Source organism: Pleomorphomonas sp. T1.2MG-36, from assembly GCF_950100655.1.
Lineage (GTDB): Bacteria > Pseudomonadota > Alphaproteobacteria > Rhizobiales > Pleomorphomonadaceae > Pleomorphomonas.
In genome coordinates this window covers 695774-710562 of record NZ_CATNLY010000023.1, presented here as the reverse complement: position 1 = coordinate 710562, position 14789 = coordinate 695774, and the positions used below count along the sequence as shown (strand labels likewise).

10 protein-coding genes are annotated in these 14789 nt (G+C 67.7%); 7 read left to right on the top strand and 3 right to left on the bottom strand.

Going from position 1 to position 14789, the window contains the following annotated elements:
- The first annotated feature begins 2 nt into the window (after nucleotides 1-2).
- From QQZ18_RS14715 to QQZ18_RS14685, 7 genes are all read left to right on the top strand, one after another.
- On the top strand, nucleotides 3-3869 hold the full coding sequence (locus QQZ18_RS14715) for a tetratricopeptide repeat protein (protein WP_284541670.1): 3867 nt from the start codon (nucleotides 3-5) through the stop codon (nucleotides 3867-3869).
- Nucleotides 3866-5317: a tetratricopeptide repeat protein gene (locus tag QQZ18_RS14710; RefSeq protein WP_284541669.1), complete on the top strand. Its 1452-nt coding sequence runs from the start codon at nucleotides 3866-3868 to the stop codon at nucleotides 5315-5317. The genes QQZ18_RS14715 and QQZ18_RS14710 overlap by 4 nt, the downstream gene beginning before the upstream one ends.
- Before the next feature lie 250 nt (nucleotides 5318-5567).
- Nucleotides 5568-6587 (top strand): sulfate ABC transporter substrate-binding protein, encoded by a 1020-nt coding sequence (locus QQZ18_RS14705; protein ID WP_446728651.1) that lies wholly within the window; start codon nucleotides 5568-5570, stop codon nucleotides 6585-6587.
- Between the two features lie 153 nt (nucleotides 6588-6740).
- Complete coding sequence (gene cysT, locus QQZ18_RS14700; RefSeq protein WP_284541668.1) at nucleotides 6741-7583, top strand: sulfate ABC transporter permease subunit CysT; 843 nt, start codon at nucleotides 6741-6743, stop codon at nucleotides 7581-7583.
- Entirely contained in the window at nucleotides 7576-8496 is a 921-nt protein-coding gene (gene cysW, locus QQZ18_RS14695; protein ID WP_284541667.1) for a sulfate ABC transporter permease subunit CysW, read from the top strand. Before cysT ends, cysW begins: the two co-directional genes overlap by 8 nt.
- A 10-nt stretch (nucleotides 8497-8506) precedes the next feature.
- Nucleotides 8507-9550, top strand: coding sequence for a sulfate/molybdate ABC transporter ATP-binding protein (locus QQZ18_RS14690; RefSeq protein ID WP_284541666.1), 1044 nt, complete (start codon nucleotides 8507-8509; stop codon nucleotides 9548-9550).
- A 101-nt stretch (nucleotides 9551-9651) separates the two neighbouring features.
- On the top strand, nucleotides 9652-10035 hold the full coding sequence (locus tag QQZ18_RS14685; RefSeq protein WP_284541665.1) for a hypothetical protein: 384 nt from the start codon (nucleotides 9652-9654) through the stop codon (nucleotides 10033-10035).
- Here the strand turns inward: QQZ18_RS14685 and hrpB are convergent, their stop codons facing one another.
- The 3 genes from hrpB to QQZ18_RS14670 form a co-directional block, all read right to left on the bottom strand.
- Nucleotides 10036-12516 (bottom strand): ATP-dependent helicase HrpB, encoded by a 2481-nt coding sequence (gene hrpB, locus QQZ18_RS14680; protein ID WP_284541664.1) that lies wholly within the window; start codon nucleotides 12514-12516, stop codon nucleotides 10036-10038.
- Nucleotides 12513-13709 (bottom strand): lytic murein transglycosylase, encoded by a 1197-nt coding sequence (locus QQZ18_RS14675; protein WP_284541663.1) that lies wholly within the window; start codon nucleotides 13707-13709, stop codon nucleotides 12513-12515. Before QQZ18_RS14675 ends, hrpB begins: the two co-directional genes overlap by 4 nt.
- A gap of 73 nt (nucleotides 13710-13782) precedes the next feature.
- Nucleotides 13783-14688, bottom strand: coding sequence for a DMT family transporter (locus tag QQZ18_RS14670; RefSeq protein WP_284541662.1), 906 nt, complete (start codon nucleotides 14686-14688; stop codon nucleotides 13783-13785).
- Nucleotides 14689-14789: the final 101 nt, after the last annotated feature.

Below are 14789 nucleotides of genomic sequence, written 5' to 3'. Positions count from 1 at the left end.
GCTTGGATCAACGGCGGCAGCTGGAGCTGAAACTGGACGAAGACCTGACGATCGATGAGGGCCGCCATTCCCAGGCGTCGGATGCCTCCGCGTCCCCCCGCCTCGACGCGGCACGCTTGCTGCTCGCACAAGGCAAATGGGCGGAAGGCTTCAGAGACTTCGAGCGTCGTGCTTTTGTCTCGCCATCCGATCGGCCGCGCTGGACCGGCGCGCGGTTGCCGGCGGCTCGTCTGGTCGTGCTCGCCGAGGACGAGGAATGCGACACGCTCGCTTTCGCTCGCTTCCTGCCCGAACTTGCGGCCCGCGTGCTGTCTCTGACGCTTGCCGCGCCTGCCGCCCAGGCGGCACGACTGGCGCCCTTCGCCGGTGCCTTCGGCGGCGTGCCGCTCGTCGACACGGGCTGTCTGCCGCCACATGATCTTGTCCTGCCGCTGGCGTCCGCGCCGATGGCGCTCGGTCTGTCACCCGATGGAGTACCGCCTCCTCGCCCCGCAGCTTGGGAACGGCGAAACGGACCGACCATCGGCGTGGCTCTGGCGGCTTCTCCTTGGAGCCGTGTTGGGGAGGCAGTCCCCGAGCAGATTGTCGCGACGCTGCGTCGGGCCTTTCCAGACCGCCGGCTGGTGGCGCTCGACGCGACCGCTGCCACGCTGCTCGGCGGTGGGGTGGTGGATGCCGACCCTCTCATGCTTGCCGGCCTTGAACTTGTCGTCGCCACAGATGGTCCCGCCGCTCATGCCGCCGGCGTCACCGGCTCGCCGCTCTGGCTGCTGCTCGACGGCGAGCCTCACTGGATGTGGGGTGGTCAGGGGCTGTTCAGTCGCTGGTATCCCGCTGCGCGCCTCTTTCGCGCCGAAGGGCCGAACTGGAAGGGGATGGCCGATGCTCTCGCGATCGAGACAAGGGCGCTCGCGGCGGCAGGTCTGTCGGACGTCGCCTCTCTCACCCGGCTCGCGGCCGCCGCCGAAGGCGTGGATGGCGCCCCGGCTGCCCGTACGGCCCTGCCGCTTGCCGCCCGGCTCGTGGCGCTGAACCCATCCGATCCCGAGGCTTGGGCGCGGCTGGCCGGGTTGTTGTTGCGCCTTGGCGAGACGGGCGACCTCGATCGGGTGCTCGATGCCGGCTTGTCCGCCGGACCGCACCATGCGCCGCTGCTGCTGTTTGCCGCTCGTCGCGACCTCCAATGCGGCAGGCCCGTCGCAGCCCTTCAGCACGCCGAGAAGGCACTAAGCTCCGCCCCTGGCTCGACAGATGCGTTGAGGATCCGCGCCGCCGCCTTCGTTGAGCTCGGCGAACTGACGAAAGCGGAGTTCACCCTTCGCCAGGCGGTGCAGGCGGCACCGCGCCGGGCCGGTCTTCTGGTCGCCTGGGGCGAGGTGCTGGGAAAGTTGGGCGATGGTCGCGGGGCCTCCCGTGCCTTCGAGCGGGCCGTCATCGTCGGAGATGACGCCGACGCTCGTCTCGGGCTGGGGCGTTTGGCCCAATCGGAGGGGGAGACCGGGCTCGCCCTGCACTTTCTCGGATCGGCCGTGGCGCGCGACGACGGCCACACCGAGGCTGCGATGGAATTCGCGCGCGTTCTGTCCGCCGCTGGCCGAGTGAGCGAGGCGATCGGCGTCCTTCGCCGCCTGATCGTCCATCGTCCGTCCCCCCCGATTCGCGCCTTTCTCGGGGAGTTGCTTCTCGCCTCCGGAGACTTTGCCGCCGGCCTTGCCGAGTTCGAATGGCGACGCGGCGGAGCGCCCGCTCTTCCATCCCCTGCCGAGCTTGCCGGCAGGACCATCGTTCTCGTCGCCGAGGGCGATGCCGGGGTGCTGATTCGCCTGCTGCGGTTCATTCCGACGCTCAAGGCGGCGGGCGCGGCCGGCATTCGCATCGCCGGCGCGGACGAACTGGCGCCCTTGCTGGCCTCTGTCCATGGGCTCGATGGCGTGGGAGAGCCGGGGGAGGGCGATCTGGTTCTGCCGATCATGAGCGTGCCCGCGCTGCTCGGCCTTTCCATCGGCGACTTGCTGCTTTCCCAACCTTATCTCACCGTCGATCCGGTCGCGGTGACCAACGCGGCGCGGGCTTTCGCGCACCTTGACGGTTTTCGCGTCGGCTTCGCGCTCGATGGCATCAACGCCGCCGATGCCGCTGCCTTGACCACCATTTCTGGCGCCGCTTTCGTCGCTCTCGACGCGGGAGCGGCGGCTTGGTTCCACACGGCTTGGCCGCTCGCCGCCGATCAGGTCGGCCTCGAGAGGATTGCCGCCGCGTTGCCGAATCTCGACGTCGTGGTGGCACTGGCGTCGAGCCCGATCGCCGTGCTGGCCGGCGCCATGGGGCGGCCGACCTTCGTCATCGGGCCGGACCGCGATGATTGGCTGTGGCTCGAAAAGGACGGGCGCAGCCCCTGGTTCCCCACCACCCGTCTTTTCCGTCGCCGCACCGGCGAAGAGAAGGGCGCCCCGCTCCTCCGACTCACGGCTGCGCTTGCCTCTTTCGCTGCGGGCGACCGCGCCATTCCGTATCGCGCCGATCCGGCACCGGTCGACGAGGCGCTCCCGGATGGCGACGGTTCCGTTCGTCCGAGCGCCATGCTCGCGCAAGCCGGCATTGCGGCCTCAAGGAGCCGGAACGACTATCGGGCCGTGCTGCTGCTCGGAGACGCCATAGCTGCCGGGGCCACCGAGCCGGCACTGCGCGAGACGCTTGCCGCCGCGCTCCTGCGCATCGGCGAACGCGACCGGGCCGGACGCCTTCTCGCCGCGTTGGTTGCCGAAACACCCACGGCGGGGCGGCTCGTCGAACTGTCGGAAGTCGATCGCCTGGCTGGTCGGCTCGAAGAAGCGCTCGCCCATGCCGAGCGGGCCGTCGAGCTTGGCCCCGACCTCGCCGAGGCCCATCGAGCCGTCGGCAAGGCCCTGGTGGCGCTTGGCCGTGCCGGAGACGCGCTGACCGCCTATGGCCGCGCCCTGGCGCTGGCGCCCGCCGATCCCGAGTTGCTGATGGACGAGGCCGAAGCGCTGTTGATCGTCGGCGATTACCGGCGCGGCTTCGCCCGTGCCGAAGTCCGCTGGCAAGCCACCGAACTGCTGCCTCGGCGCTTCTCGGCTTCGCGTTGGACCGGCGAGGACGTTGCTGGCCGGACCCTGCTCGTCCATGGCGAGCGGAATCCCGGGCTGGACATCGCCTTCGCACGCTTTCTGCCCCAGCTCGTGGCGTGTGGACCGCGCCTCGTCGTGGAGGTTCGTCCGGCGCTGACCGACCTGTTCCGGCGGCTCGACCTCGGCGGCGACGTGACGGTGGTCGAGCAGGGGCGGCGTCTGCCACCGCACGACCTCGAGGTTCCCCTTCTAAGCCTGCCCAACGTATTCGGCATCGAGCGGGATGGGCTGCCGCCGCCCGCCCGCTTCCGGCCGGATCCGTTGCGGGTCGAGGCTTGGCGACGGCAGCTCGCCGATGGAGACGAACGACCCGCCGTCGGCGTTTATTGGCGAAATGCCGACGATGCCGCGCTGCTGGCGCCGCTTGCCCGCCTCGCCGGGGTGCGCCTCTATGCTCTCGATCGTCGGGCGGGCAGGGCGTCGCTTGCCGCACTGCCGAGCGGGCTTGCCACCGAGTCGCTCGGAAGCCGGTTGGGTGGCTTCGTCGAGATGGCGGCGGCCATGATGGCGCTCGACGCGGTGATCGCACCGGTTTCCGCTACCGCTCATCTTGCCGCCTCGCTCGGTCGGCCGACGATCGTGGTCGCTCCGGCGGCCACCGACTGGCTCTGGGCCGGGGAGAACACTACGCCCTGGTATCCCGATGCCCGTCTGTTGCGTCGGGATGACGACCTTGTCGGTTTCCTGCGTGGTCTCGTTTCCGAAAGGCCGGCGCCATGAGCGAAACGGTCGTCGATCAGTTGCTGGCTCGTGCCGCCGTCGCCGAGGAGGCGCACAAGTGGATCGAAGCGGTCGCTCTCTATGAGGTGGCACTCGTTCGGCTGCCGGACCATGTGCCGGCGATGCTGGGCGCTGCCGCCGCCGCGCGCGCCAACGGCGATCACGCCCGCGCCATCGTGTTCTTGACGCGCGCCGACCGCACCGCGCCCGGCCGCGCCGACATTGCCGTGGCGCTCGGCGAGGCGCTCGCAGCAACTTCGCGTCTGTCCGAAGCGGCCGCTGCTTTCGAACGGGCGCGTGCCGCCAAGCCGCTCGATGCCGGTCTCGCCGCGCGCCTCGGCGCCACGCGTCTGGCGGCCGGCGATGCCGCCGGGGCGGTCTCGGCTTTCGAGGCGGCGTTGCGACTTGATCCGGCAGAGCCGCGCGCCCTTGGCGGTCTCGGTTCGGCGCTGGCCGCCGCCGGCCGCCCCCTGGCCGCGGTCGAAGCCTTCCGTCGGGCCGGTGACTCTCGCCCGCGCGCCGACCGGGCGGCGGCGTTGCTGGCCTTGGGCGACATGTCGGGAGGCTTTGCCGACCTCGATGCCATCGCCACCGGTCCGGCCTGGGCGACGAGGCTTCCGGCTTGGGATGGCGTCCCGCTCGATCGCCCGCTTGTCGTCTGGGTTGGCTCCGATCCCCTGGATCTCGCCGCTTTCGCGCCTGTGTTGCCGCTCGCCCGATCGCTGGTGCCCGATCTCGTGCTGGTGGTGCCCAAGCCCTACGTTCGCCTGGCCTCGGCACTGGCCGGGGTGAGCCATGTCATTGCCGACACCGAAGACATCGGCGGCTTGATCGACGGGGCGGGCGCGGCGGCGCCGCTTGTCGGGCTGCCGCATCGGCTCGGCCTCACCGCCGGCAGCTTTGCCTCGATCGGCCCTCTGCTCGTCAGCGAGCCGATGCTCGCCGATCGTTGGAGTGCCCGGCTCGATCTCGGTCGGGGACGGCCGGCCATCGGCCTTGTCTGGGGTGGTGGCTTCGGGCTTGCCGATCTCACGCCGCTTGCCGGCATCGGCGACCTGCGGTTCGTTGCCCTTGAGCGGCTGCCCTCGGCCATGCTTGCCCGCTCGTCGGCGCCATCGGGATGGGAGGTCACTGGCGCGCCGATCCGCATCGAGCATCCCGGCCCCGATTTCGAGGCGGGTGTCGACGCCCGCGTCGATTGCGCCGCGCTGCTCGGCCGACTTGATGCGGTGATCGCCATTGATGGCCTGCCGCTCCGCCTCGCAGGCCTGCTTGGGCGCCCCGGTGTCGCTCTTCTGCCAGGAGCGGCCAATTGGATCTGGCGGATCGAGGGAGACAGGACACCCGTCTATCCGTCGCTGTCGCTGCTGAGGCAGGCGTCGGAAGGATCGCTGGCCGCGATGCTGCCCGAAGCGGTCCAACGTGTCCGCGACGTGATGCGTGGCTGAACTGCGCAGGAAAATCCCACCGGAAACCAGCCGCTTCCGGGAAGCTTGTTGCCTCTGAGTACGTAATGGGCGACAATAGCGGAATGAAATTTTACAAACTGACCGTTTCCTAGGGAATGGTATCTCTTGCCAATTGAACTCGTCCTTTTAGGATTTCAACCTGTCGGGAGGCGCTTCGAAGCCTGAGAGGCAGACGAGGCTCCCGGACAGATGCGATGCGCGGCGTCGCCAAGGGCTGGAGACTGAAAGCATGAGAGGCTCGAAACGTCTGGGATTGTTCGCCGCCATGATCGCGGCGCCGCTCGCGCTAGCCGCTCCAGCGTTGGCGGTCACGCTGACCAACGTCTCCTACGATCCGACGCGCGAGTTCTACGAAGCCTACAATGCCGCTTTCGCGGCCCACTGGAAGGCGGAGACCGGCGAGGACATCTCCATTCGTGCCTCCCATGGCGGCTCCGGCAAGCAGGCCCGCGCGGTTATCGACGGTCTGCCGGCCGACGTGGTCACCCTGGCCCTTGAGAGCGACATCAACGCCATCGCCGAGAGGACGGGCAAGATCCCGGCCGATTGGCGCGGCAAGCTGCCGCACAACTCCGCTCCCTACACCTCGACCATCGTGTTCCTGGTCCGCAAGGGCAATCCCAAGGGCATCCACGACTGGGGCGATCTCGTCAAGGACGGCATCGAGGTGATCACGCCCAACCCGAAGACATCGGGCGGCGCCCGCTGGAACTATCTTGCCGCCTGGGCCTGGGCGGCCAACCAGTATGCCGGCGACGAGGCGAAGATCCGCGAGTTCGTTGCCAGGCTCTACAAGCACGTGCCGGTGCTCGATACCGGCGCCCGTGGTTCGACCGTCACCTTCGCCCAGCGCGAACTCGGCGACGTGCTGCTTGCCTGGGAGAACGAGGCGTTTCTGGCGCTCGACGAGTTCGGCGCCGACAAGTTCGACATCGTGGTGCCGCCCCAGTCGATCCTAGCCGAGCCTCCGGTCGCCGTGGTCGAAGGCAACGCCAAGACCAACGGCACTGAGAAGGAAGCCCGCGCCTATCTCGAATACCTCTACTCGGCCGAGGGGCAGACGCTCGCCGCCAAGTTCCACTATCGGCCGTCGGAGCCGAAGCTGGTCGATCCCGAACTCCTGAAGGCGATCCCCGAGCTCAAGCTGGTCAGCATCGACGATCCGCTGTTCGGCGGTTGGGCCAAGGCGCAGCCCTATCACTTCGGCGATGGCGGCGTCTTCGATCAGATCTACAAGCCGGGACAGTGAACGAGCTGCCGGCATGCCTGCCGGCGAGTGGAGGGAATGCCATGTGGATCGCAACGGCGCCGCCAGGATTTCTCTTTCCGCTGACCGAACAAGACCTTGCCGCCGGCGGACCGGGAGATCCTGGTCGGCCGGCTTCCCCTGAAAGCGAGGCCGATGACCCTCAACGCGCCCTTCGTCAAGCCGAGCGTTCTGCCGGGCTTCCGCCTGACGATCATCCTCACGCTCCTCTATCTGGCGGTGATCGTACTCCTGCCACTTGGCGCCCTGCTCTTCCGGGCTTCTTCGCTGGGGGGGCATGAGCTCGTCGCGCTGGCACTCGACAGTCGTACGCTGTCGGCGCTGAAGCTTTCCTTCCTCACCAGTTTGGCGGCCGCCACTTTCAACGTGCCCTTCGGTCTGCTGATCGCCTGGGTATTGGTGCGCTATGATTTTCCCGGCAGGCGCTTCTTCGACGCGATCATCGATCTGCCGTTCGCCCTGCCGACGGCGGTTGCCGGTATCGCGTTGACCGCGCTTTACGCGCCTAAGGGGTGGATCGGATCCATCGCCGCCGTCTTCGGTCTCAAGATCGCCTTCACGCCGCTCGGCGTCTTTCTGGCGCTGGTGTTCGTCGGCCTGCCCTTCATCGTCCGCACGGTTCAACCGGTACTGGCCGAGGTCGACCGCGAGCTCGAGGAGGCCGCCGCGACGCTCGGCGCCGGCCGGCTCAGAACCGTCGCATCGGTGGTGCTGCCGGTGCTCAGCCCGGCCATCCTGACCGGCTTTGCCCTGGCTTTCGCGCGGGCGGTCGGCGAATACGGATCGGTGATCTTCATTGCCGGCAACATTCCCTACGTTTCGGAGATCGCCCCGCTGCTCATCGTCATCAAGCTCGAAGAGTTCGACTACGCAGGCGCCACGGCCGTGGCCGCCATCATGCTGCTGGTCAGCTTCGGAACGCTGCTTCTCATCAATCTGATCCAGGCCCGGGCGCGCGCGAGGTATGGTCATGTCTGACGGCTCCGTCGCGCTCGCCGTGTCGCTCGAGGAGGCGCCCGCCGCCGGGTCGCCTGTCGCTCGCGCGTCACGCCGCCGTCTGCCCACCGAGGAAGCTCCGTGGGTCAGGCGGCTGCTGATCGGGCTGGCGGTGGGGTTTCTCGGCCTGTTCCTGCTGCTGCCGCTGATCACCGTCTTCATGGAAGCCTTCCGCAAGGGAAGCGGCGCGTTTCTCCAAGCCTTCGCCGATCCGGCTGCCATCGACGCCATTCTTCTGACCCTGATGGTGGCGGTCATTGCCGTGCCGGCCAACCTCGTCTTCGGCGTTGCGGCGGCCTGGGCGATCGCCAAGTTCGATTTTCGCGGCAAGGCCTTCCTGGTGACGCTGATCGACCTGCCTTTCTCGGTGTCCCCGGTGGTCGCCGGTCTCGTCTACGTGCTGCTTTACGCCAGCCACGGCATTTTCGGCGGTTTGGTGCAATCGACCGGCATCCAGATCATCTTCGCCTTGCCGGGCATCATCATGGCGACGATCTTCGTCACCTTCCCCTTCGTCGCCCGCGAGCTCATTCCCTTGATGGAGGAGTTGGGCAACACGGACGAAGAGGCGGCGCTGACGCTCGGTGCCTCCGGCTGGCGCATGTTCTGGACGGTGACGCTGCCCAACGTCAAATGGGCGCTGCTCTACGGCGTGCTGCTCTGCAACGCCCGCGCCATGGGCGAGTTCGGGGCGGTGTCGGTCGTGTCGGGCCATATCCGCGGCTACACCAACACCATGCCGCTGCACATCGAGATCCTCTACAACGAGTATCAGTTCGTCGCAGCCTTCGCCGTCGCCTCGCTGCTTGCCGCCCTGGCGCTGGTGACTCTCGGCATCAAGTCCTGGCTTGAACATCGCTATGCCGGCGATCTCGCCGCCGGCCACCGCCACTGACGGAGTCCCTATGGAACTCGACATTCGCAACCTCACGAAGACCTTCGGCAGCACGGCGGCCCTGCATGGCGTCGATCTCAAGGTCGCTTCGGGCGAGCTGCTGGCCCTGCTGGGGCCGTCCGGCTCCGGCAAGACGACGCTTCTGCGCTGCGTCGCCGGCCTGGAAATTCCCACGGGCGGCCAGATCTTGTTCGGTGGCGAGGATGCCAGCTTCAAGAGCGTGCAGGAGCGACAGATCGGCTTCGTGTTCCAGCACTATGCCCTCTTCAAGCACCTCACCATCGCCGACAACATTTCCTACGGCCTGAGGGTGCGCCCGCGCCGGACGCGGCCGACGGCGGCGGCCATTCGGGACAAGGTCGAGGAGTTGCTTTCCCTGATCCAGTTGCCCGGCTACGGTGGCCGCTACCCGAGCCAGCTGTCCGGTGGCCAACGCCAGCGAGTGGCGCTCGCCCGCGCGCTCGCCGTCGAGCCGAAGATATTGCTGCTCGACGAGCCCTTCGGCGCCCTCGACGCCAAGGTGCGCAAGGAGCTGCGGCTCTGGCTCAGAGAGTTCCATGACCGCACCGGCCACACCACGCTGTTCGTCACGCACGACCAGGAGGAGGCGCTGGATCTTGCCGATCGCGTCGTCGTCATGAGTGACGGCCGGATCGAGCAGGAGGGGACGCCCGAGGACGTCTACGACCGGCCGGCAACCCCCTTCGTGTTCGATTTCATCGGCGAGTCGGTCCGCCTCGATGTCCGCGTCGACAAGGGGCGCCCCTTCGTCGGCCAGCAGGAGGTGTCGATCCCGAAGCTGCCGCCGCTTCTGTTCGACGGCCCGGCCAAGCTCTATGTCCGTCCCGAGCATGTCGCCTTCCGCCGCGACGGCGAGGGGCTGTGGGCGACGGTGGTTTCGCTGCATCGGTCGGGATCCTCGCGCCGGATCGGCTTCCGTGCCGATGGCACCGACACGGTGATCGAGGCGCTGACGCCGGCCGATCGGGAACCGCCTCGCATCGGCGACCGCGCCGCGCTGGAGATCCGGGCGGCGGGCCTGTTCTCCGGTTGATGCGACGACGTCGCGGCAATTGCGACGTTATGCAGCCCTTGATAAGAGTTACAATTGGAAACATCCCTTGCGCAAAGCGAGGGATTGTATCGGGGGGATTCATGCGTCTTTTTGTTGCCGCCGCGGCGCTGCTGCCGCTGATCACCGCTGCCCATGCCGAAGATCTCAACTTCGACGTCAGATCGGGGCGGACGGAATCTAAGGAAATGTATATCTATACGGATAACTGCGTTTCCTCCGGTCAGTTCAGGACTAAGATCTTGAAGGAACCGGACCATGGCAAGCTGGTCGTGCGTCGGGAGACGTTCATTGCCGTTGAACCGCCCTGTCAGGGACGCAAGTTTGTCGGCACCAAATTTTACTACACGTCGGCCAAGGGCTTCCGGGGCACCGATCATCTGTCGGTCAGCCTGGGTTATGCCGTCGATACGTCCGAAATGCGCTACAGCTACACGACCTATGACGTCACGCTGAACGTTCGCTGATCAGGTGCCGCGCGGCTTGGCGCGCCGGGTTGGCTCGGCGGCAAGCGGGTTGTCCGGCCAGGGATGTTTCGGGTAGCGCCCCTTGAGATCCTTGGCGACATCCTTCCACGAGCCGCGCCAGAAGCCGGGCAGATCTTTTGTCGTCTGGATCGGCCGGTGGGCTGGCGAAGTCATCACCAGCGTCAGTGGCACACGGCCGCCGGCCACGGCCGGATGGCGGTCGAGGCCGAACAGCTCCTGTACCCTGATCTCCACGGCCGGTCCGCCGTCGGCCGCGTAGTCGATGGGAACGCGACTGCCGGTCGGCGCTTCGAAATGGCTCGGCATCAACCGGTCCATATCCTGCCGGAGGCCGTAGGGGAGTAGCCGGTCGAGCGCGATGCCGAGCAGAGCCGCGTCGATATCGTCGAACCGCGTCACGCCATCGACGACCGGTCCGAGCCAGTCGTCGAGGGTGCTCGCGAGCGCGGCGTCGGCAAGGTCGGGCCAAGGATCGCCAACGGTAAGGTTGAGAAAACAGGCCCGTTCCCGCAGCCGTCGTTGCTCCTTCGACCAGCCGAGGCGATCGACGCCGATGCGGCGCACGCCCGACAAGAGCGCGTCGAGCGTCTCCGCTCCGGCCGGCGCGGCCACCGGCTCCTCGGCGAGTTTAACCGCGCCGAGCCGGCGGATGCGACGGGCACGGACGGCGCGAGCCGTCGGGTCGAACTGCACGACGGTTTCCGCGACGATCCGGGAAGCAAACAGCGCTTCGATCTCGTCGCGGGAAATGGCTGCCGCCAGCCGGATGCGCGCCCGCTCCGCCTTGCCGGCGAGATCGGCGACGACAATGTAGCCTTCCTTGGCCAGCCGGTCATGTTCCTCCAGCAGCCCGCCTCGACCGCTGGCGAGGCGAAAGGCTCCCGGCTGCCCGCGCGCCTCGGCGACACGGTCGGGATAGGCGAGGGCGAGGACGGCGCCCGGAGCAAGCAGCGCCAGCGACGGTGCGGGAGCATCGCCTCCCACCGCCAGCTTTGCCCATCTGGCCGCCATGGTGCGTGCATCGGCGGCCCGCTGCCCGCGGTCGGCGCGGAAGCGTTGAAGACGGTCGGCAAGATCGGTGGCGTCGCCACCCAGGCCCTGCTCGGTCAGGATCGCGGCGATGTCTGCCGCCAATCGGGCCGCACCGAACTCCACCGCCCGGTGGATCATGTGGGCGAGGCGCGGCGGCAGAGGCAGGCGCGCCAGCGCCTTGCCCTCGGCGGTGATGCGCCCGTCGTCGTCGAGGGCGTCGAGGCCGCGCAGCAGCTCCGTCGCCTCGTTCCAGGCCGGCTTGGGCGGTGGATCGAGAAAGGCGAGGGTGGCAGGGTCGCGGATGCCGACGGCGGCAAGGTCGAGCGCCAACTGACTGAGATCGGCCTCGAGAATCTCCGGCGTCGAATAGGGCTGCAAGGCCGCCGTCTGCCCCTCGTTCCAGAGACGCCAGCAGACGCCCGGTTCGGTGCGGCCGGCGCGGCCGCGCCTCTGGTCGGCGGAGGCGCGGGACACGCGCACCGTCTCAAGCCTCGTCAGGCCGGTGTCCGGTTCGTACTTCGGAACGCGGGAGAGGCCGCCATCGATGACGAGGCGCACGCCGTCGATGGTCAGCGACGTCTCGGCGATGGCGGTGGCGAGCACCACCTTGCGCTCCGGCGGGCGGCAGGGACGGATCGCAAAATCCTGCTCGGCGGCGGTCAGGGCGCCGTAGAGCGGCGCGAGTCGGACGCCGGCCGGCAGACGGTCGGCAAGCCGTTCGGCGACACGGCGTATTTCCGCCTGTCCCGGCAGGAAGACCAGGGCCGAGCCGTCCTCTTCCCTCAGGGCTCGAAGTGTCGCCTCGGCAACCTGATCCTCGAAGCGAAGGAGCGGGTCGCGGTCGATGTAGCGCGTCTCCACGGGAAAGGCGCGACCGGCACTCTCGACAACCGCCGCATCGCCGAGAAGGGAGGCCACGCGCCCGCCGTCGAGCGTGGCGCTCATCACGACGATCCTGAGGTCGTCCCTGAGGGCCGCCCCGTCAAGCGCAAGCGCGAGGCCGAGATCGCCGTCGAGCGAGCGTTCGTGAAACTCGTCGAACAGCACCGCCGACACGCTTTCGAGAAGCGGATCCTCGACGATCATGCGCGTGAATACGCCCTCGGTGATGACCTCGATCACCGTGTTCGCCGACACCTTCGAGTCCATGCGGACCCGGTAGCCGACCGTCCGGCCGACGCTCTCGCCCAGGCTTTCGGCCATGCGCGCCGCCGCGGCGCGGGCGGCTATGCGGCGCGGTTCAACGACGATCAGCTTGTTCCGCCGCCAGGGCGCGCCGAGCAACGCCAGCGGCACCCGCGTCGTCTTGCCGGCGCCGGGGGCGGCGACAAGAACGAGGCGAGGGCTGGTCGCAAGTGATGCTCGGACGTCGTCCAGCACCGCGTCGATGGGCAGCGGTGGCGAAAAGCGGTCCGGAATGGAGATCACCTGAGGGCCTGGAGCAGCGCCGAATCCGGCCAGCCGTCGGCCGGCAAGCCGGCTTTCATCTGGAAGCCTCTCACCGCCTCGCGCGTCCGCTGGCCGAGCTTGCCGTCCTTGGGGCCGGCATCAAAGCCCTGTGCCGTCAGAGCGCCCTGGATAAAGGCAATGTCGGAGGCGCCGAGCGCATCGACCCTGCCGTTGCCGGCACCGACCGGCTGCGCGCCGGCGAGCCGGGTGGCGAAATAGGCTGCCGTCGTCGAGTAGACCAGCGACTCGTTCCAGCCGAGGTAGACGTCGAAGTTGTGATAGGCAAGGAAGGCCGGCCCGAAGCGGCCCATCGGCAGATAGAGCGCGGCAAGGCCGTCGGGGATCGAGCCATTGGCGGCGCGCACGCCCATCGCCTGCCATTCGCCGACCGGTTTCTTGATGGGCAGATCGGCCTGGTCCCACGGAAGCTCGGTGGGAATGTCGACCTCGACGAGCCACGGCTGGCCCTTCGCCCAACCGAGCGACTGAAGATAGTTGGCGGTGGACGCCAGCACATCGGGGGCGCTCTTGATGAGATTGCGGCGGCCATCGCCATCGAAATCCACGGCGTGACGAAGGTAGTTGGACGGCAGGAACTGGGTCTGGCCGAGTTCGCCGGCCCAGGCTCCCTTCATCTCGGAGGGGTTGAGGTCGCCCCGCGCCACGATCTGGACGGCATCGAGCAACTCGTTCTGGAACATCACCGGCCGGCGGCAGTCGTAGGCCAGGGTAGCCAGCGATTGCAGGGTCGGGAAATCGCCGGTGTTGGCGCCGAAGTCGCTTTCGAGCCCCCAGACGGCGACGATCACCTGCGGCGGCACGCCGTACTGCGCTTCGATGCGGGCGAAGAGATCGGCATTGGCCTTGATCTTCTGCGCCCCGACCGTCAGACGGTTCTTGTTGACCATGCGGCCGGCAAATTCGGCGAACGTCTGCGAGAAGACGCCCTGTCCCCGATCCTTCTTGATCACTGCCGGATCGAAGGCGATGCCCGAAAGCGACGAGCGGACGACATCGGGCGGAAGACCGGCTTCTATCAGCGTCTTCGAATAGCCCGCGAGCCAGGTGTCGAAGCCATCGCCCTTGGCGCTGCAGGTCGCGGCGAGGCCGGACGTGGCGAATGCCGGCAGTCCGAAAACCAACGCTGCAAGGACGGAAACCGAAGACCGCATGAAAACAACCTCCTGAAGGACTTAACTCGGCTGAAACGGATCATAGCGGCATTCGTCGGCAACCGACAGTCTGTCAGTCGGCCTCCGCCGGCGCTTCGCTTTGCTTGCCACGGCCGCTCACCACCATCAGACCGGCGATGACGATCACGGCCGCGCCGATCAGCATCGAGGACTGCGGCCGGTCGCCGAACACCAGCCAGCCGAACAGGATCGCCCACAGCAGCAGCGAGTACTGGATCGGGGCCACCACGGCGGCCGGAGCCAGCTTGAGCGATCGTGCGATGCAGAGATGGGCGGTCATCGAGATGACGCCGAGGGCGGCGAGCATCATGAGGTCCGCGAGACTCGGTGCCACCCAGTCGAAGGGCGAGAGGATGGCGCCTATGACCAGCGCGCCGATCGTCTGCCAGAAGACGAGCACCCGATCGGGCGTGCCGCGCAGTTGACGGCTTTGCACCACCACCATGGCATAGCAGAGCGAGCCGCCGATGGAGATCAGCGCCGGCCAGGAGAGGCTGCCCGAACCGGGGCGCAGCACGACGACGACGCCGGCAAATCCTATGGCGATGGCCAGCCATTGACGGCGGCTCACCCGCTCGCCGAGCAGCCAGGGCGACACGGCGGCGACATAGATCGGTCCGGCCAGATAGAAGGTCATGACGTCGGCAAGAGGCAGGTAACGGATGGCCATGTAGAAGAACACGAGCTCCGCCGTCGCCAGCCCGACGCGGGATACCTGTACCCCCGGCTTCTCGAGCCTGAGGAGATTCGGCGCTCCGCCCTTCATGAGCAGGGGAGCGAGCACGACGAGGGCGGCAAGTGACCGTGTCAGTACGATCTGGCCGGCCGAGAAGGTGCCGGCCAGCCACTTTCCCATGACGTCGTTGACGGCGAACATGAAGTCGCCGAAGAACATCATGAAGATGCCGAGACCGATGGTGGAACCGACGGCGCGGCGGGTAAGAAGCGCAACGGACAACGGGAACTCCGCAGACATCCAAGAATGCTGCGTTGCGATAGCCCATCCCCCTGCCCATGGCGAGGATGGGTGGCCGATTTCTCCGGACCGTCTCTTATTTA